The sequence below is a fragment of the Noviherbaspirillum sp. genome (assembly GCF_035654295.1).
Lineage (GTDB): Bacteria > Pseudomonadota > Gammaproteobacteria > Burkholderiales > Burkholderiaceae_D > Noviherbaspirillum.
This window is the reverse complement of record NZ_DASRXF010000029.1, coordinates 1-4,444: the sequence shown is the minus strand read 5'-3', so window position 1 is coordinate 4,444 and position 4,444 is coordinate 1. Positions and strand designations below refer to the sequence as shown.

Sequence of the window (4,444 nt, the reverse complement as noted above, 5' to 3'; positions counted from 1 at the left end):
GCCCGCGACATCGCCACCTCCCCCTTCAACATCAGCCGCTCGTGGTTCCCTTCGAGGTCCGGCTTGCGATACAGGTAGTTGACCATCATCCCCGCCGACTGCTTCCAGCCCTTGTCGGAGGTATCCGCCAGCCAGTTCAGGCGCTCCACGCGCGCGCCGTTCACGAGGTGGAAGCGGGCCACCGGATCGCGCGGCAGGGCATCCGATTTTTCCTGCACGAGATAGCGTGCGCAGGCTTCCTGCAGAACGGGCTGGATCGCCGCGGCAAGTGCCGCGTCTGCATGCCATTCGCCCGACGCGAGGCACTCGGCCACATCCGCCTGCCACTTCGCGCGCAGTTCGTTGTTGCCGGGCACATGCGCTTCGCGCACGCGCGCGAGCAAGTGTTCCTGCTTCTTCATCCAGCCCAGGAAACCGGGAATCGGCGACAGCGTCGAGAAGGTCTTCAACTGCGGGAAATCGCGCGACAGGTCGTCGACCACGCGCTTGATCAGGAAATTGCCGAAGCTCAGGCCGCGCAGGCCGGGCTGGGTGTTCGAGATCGAATAGAAGATCGCGGTGTTCGCCCGCCCCGGCTCCAGCGGCGGCAGGGATTCGTCGAGCAGCACCTGGATGTTGTTTGACAGCGTATCGGTCAGCGCGACCTCGACGAAGATCAGCGGCTCGTCCGGCATGCGGGGATGGAACAGGCCATAGCAGCGGCGGTCGGAATCGAGCCGGTTGCGCAGGTCGTTCCAGGAGCGGATCTGGTGCACCGCTTCGTACTTGATCAGCTTTTCGAGCAGCGCCGCGGAGGAGTTCCAGCTGATGCGCTGCAGCTGCAGGAAATCGACATCGAACCAGGCGCTGAGCAGTGCATGCAGCTCGCTTTCGATCACGCCGAGTTCGGGCGCATCGGCGAGGTAGCGCAGCATGTCGTCACGCATTTCCACGAGGAATATGACGCCGTTGGGAATCGCATTGAATTGCGTGAGGATCTTGGAACGCGGGGAGCGCAGGGCTTCGCGCAGCGCGACTTCGGCGCTTCCCCTGCGGTCGGTGTCGGCGGCGCTGGTCCAGGTGCGCAGCGCCGCTTCGACGGTTTCGCGCAGCGGCCCGAATTCGAGGGCCAGCAGGCGCAGGAAATCACGGCGGCCGTCGTCGTTGAGGCTGGAATAGATCTGTCCGATTTCCGCCGCCCGCTGCCGCGCCGAGACCACACCGCCGCGCTCGGCGGCGCATTCCGCGAAGCGCTGGCGCAGGTTCTTCAGCTCGCCCGGGGACAGGTGCCGCCTGCCGTCCGGCGCTTCCTGCTTGCGGAACAGCCGGCCCAGCCAGTTGCGCGCGCCGGTCAGCAGCGAGTCCCTGGCTTTCAGTTCTGCGGTGACTGCGGATTCGATCAGCATGGCGGCCTCTCCGAATGCGTCTAATGGTAAGACGATTGTACGGCCGCTTGGTTTCGCGTGCAGGAACGGCACTCCTCCGTTTGACTTGCAGCAGTCCGGATGTTGGTTTTTTGCATGACTGCCGGGGCCAATAAAAAAGGCGCCTCGCGGGGCGCCTTTCCATTTGCCGATTCCGAGGATCAGAAGCGGTGGCGCACGCCGACGTTGAAGACGGACGGGTCGCGGCCTGCGGCGGACGCGCCGTTCAGCGTGGCAGCGGCTTCGTTGCGCGTGCGGGCGTACGAGGTGTAGAAGTTCGTACGCTTGGACAGGTCGTAGGTGTAGCCCAGTGCGATCTGGTCGGCATCGCGGTTGGCGCCGATGTCGTCGCTGCGGCGGATCCAGGAGGCGAGGATGCGGCCTGCGCCGAGCGGCGCGCTCACGCCCAGCATGGCGTCGTCGCGGTCGATGGTGGTCGCGCCGGTGACGCCCTCGCCCTTGTTACGCGCATAGGCGGCGTGCAGCTTGGCGACGCCGAAGTCGAAGGTGCCGCCGAGCAGGGTGGTGGTGGAATCGCCGTTGGCGGCGCCCGCAGCGACCAGGTTCTGGTCGTGGTGGGCGACGATCACCGACAGCGGGCCGGCGGCATAACCGGCCGACAGGCCGATGCTGCGGCCGATGGAGTTGCTGCCCGCGATTTCGCCCAGGCTGTAGGCGAGCTGGCCGGTAAAGCCGCCGAAGTTCGGGGTCGAGTAGTTGATGGTGTTGTCGGTGCGGTCGCCGTAGACGTTGAAGACGTTGGCGGCATTGCCGGCCAGGCCGAGGCCGAACGGGTCCACGCCTTCGACGGCGGAACGGATCGGGTTGTACTGGCGGCCGAACTTCAGTGCGCCGAGGCTGGTGCTGGACAGGCCGACGAATGCCTGGCGGCCGAACAGACGATTGCCCTGACCGAGCGTGCCGTCATCGACGTTGAAGCCGTTCTCCAGCGTGAAGATCGCCGACAAGCCGCCGCCCAGGTCCTCGGTGCCGCGGAAGCCGATGCGGCTGCCGGACTGGATGCCGCTGTCGAGGCGGGTCGTGGTGGTGGCGCCGTTGTCGAAACGCGTGATGCCGGTGTCGACCACACCGTAGATGCTGACATTGGTCTGGGCGGCGGCGGTGCCGGCGAAGGCTGCCAGGACGGCGAAGGCGAGAAGCGATTTTTTCATTGTTGAGGTTCCTAGAGGTGAGCCAAGAATTGTTATGCCCGGCAGGATCGATGTTCTTGCCGGCTGTTGTTGGAGCTGCATTGTGGCATCGGGGTCCGTGCGTGCGGAACGACTGATTCCGCATATTGGTATGCGATGCCTGGCAGACGAGCAACGCCATGCATTGTGATAAGTGCGCGTGACAGCTTGATGACATACGTGCATGTGTCGCATTTGCGCCAATGCGCCTTGGCGTGAAAACGAAAAAAGCCCGCGCGCCTTGCGGCTGCGGGCAAACGTCAAACCTTGGGGATTAGACCGTCAGGCAATTATGCGTGGCGGCCGTGACAGGGCGATGACACGCGAGGCTAGGCTGCCCTCGGTTTGGACAGCAATGCCTTGAGGTTGGCCAGCCTGTCCTGCGGCGTGAGCTTCTCTTCTTCCTTGGGCACCGCATCGCCTTCGTCCAGCTTCATCTCCTTGATGAAGCGCGAGGGTTCGCAGTTGACGCTCTCTCGCGCGCGCTTGCGGCGCTTGCACCAGGTGACGTGCAGGCTGCGCTGCGCGCGGGTGATGCCGACATACATCAGGCGCCGTTCTTCCTCGATGCGCGCGGCGAGCGTTTCGATGGGCGCGTCGGGATCGCCCTTGTGCGGCAGGATGCCCTCCTCCACGCCGACCAGGAAGACGTGCGGATATTCCAGTCCCTTCGATGCATGCAGGGTGGACATGCGCACTGCATCCGGTTCCTCGTCCTTCCCTTCGAGCATGGTCATCAGTGCGACCATCTGCGTCAGTTCGAGCAGGCTCTTTTCTTCGTCGGTGCCGTCGCGGCCGCCGGTGCCCTTCTCCTTCAGCCAGCCGGTGAAGTCGAGCACGTTCTGCCATTTGCTTTGCGCCTGGCGCTCGTCGAAGGTGTCGTACAGGTAGAACTCGTAATTGATCTCCTTCATCATCTCGTCGAGCAGCTCGGCGGCGCTTTCGCCGCGCTTGGAGGCGCGCGCTTCGAGATTGTTGATGAAGTTGCAGAAATCGCGCAGCGGGCCAAGCTGGCGGTCGTTCAGTTTCGCTTCGATGCCGCCCTTGAACACCGCCTCGAACAGCGAGCACTGCCATTGCCCGGCGAAGGAGCCGAGCGCTTCCAGCGTGGCTTGACCGACGCCGCGCTTGGGCGTGGTGACGGCGCGGATGAAGGCGGGATCGTCGTCACCGTTGGCGACGAGGCGCAGGTAGGAAACGATGTCCTTGATTTCCGCGCGATCGAAAAAGCTCTGGCCGCCGGAGATCGTGTACGGAATACGCTCCTTGCGCAGCGACTGCTCGATGATGCGCGCCTGGTGGTTGCCGCGATAGAGGATGGCGTAGTCGGAAAACTTTGCGCGGCGTTCGAACTTGTGCGCCGAGATCATGATCGCGACCTGTTCGGCTTCATGCTCGTCGTCCTGCATCGCAAGTACCTTCACCGGGTCGCCGAGGCCGTGCTCCGACCAGAGCTGCTTCTCGAACAGCTTGGGGTTGTTCGAGATCACCGAATTGGCCGCCTGCAGGATGCGCGTGCTGGAACGGTAGTTCTGCTCCAGCTTGATCACCTTCAGGTCGGGGAAGTCCACCTGCAGCTGGCGCAGGTTTTCCAGGGTCGCGCCGCGCCAGGCGTAGATCGCCTGGTCGTCGTCGCCCACGGCGGTAAACATCGGCTTCTTGCCGAGGCCGGTGACTAGCAGCTTCACCAGTTCGTACTGGCATGTGTTCGTGTCCTGGTATTCATCCACCAGCAGGTAGCGCAGCTTGCGCTGCCAGCGGTCGCGCACTTCTTCCTTGCTGCGGAACAGTTCGACCGGCAGGCGGATCAGGTCGTCGAAGTCGACCGCCTGGTAGGAATTGAGCGTGGCG

Annotated in this window: 3 protein-coding genes; all 3 read right to left on the bottom strand. The window is 64.0% G+C overall.

The genetic code is table 11. The features are described from left to right. Positions 1-1,385, bottom strand: a 1,385-nt coding sequence (locus VFF99_RS03675) for a malonyl-CoA decarboxylase (RefSeq protein WP_325015111.1), incomplete at its 3' end; no start/stop codon positions are given. A gap of 179 nt (positions 1,386-1,564) precedes the next feature. Then, positions 1,565-2,575 (bottom strand): porin, encoded by a 1,011-nt coding sequence (locus tag VFF99_RS03670; protein ID WP_325015109.1) that lies wholly within the window; start codon positions 2,573-2,575, stop codon positions 1,565-1,567. 347 nt (positions 2,576-2,922) lie between these two features. Next, positions 2,923-4,444, bottom strand: a 1,522-nt coding sequence (locus tag VFF99_RS03665) for a 3'-5' exonuclease (RefSeq protein WP_325015107.1), incomplete at its 5' end; no start/stop codon positions are given.

Excerpts from the sequence above, each read along its gene's own strand:
- VFF99_RS03670 (WP_325015109.1), bottom strand. The coding sequence starts at position 2,575 with ATGAAAAAATCGCTTCTCGCCTTCGCCGTCCTGGCAGCCTTCGCCGGC.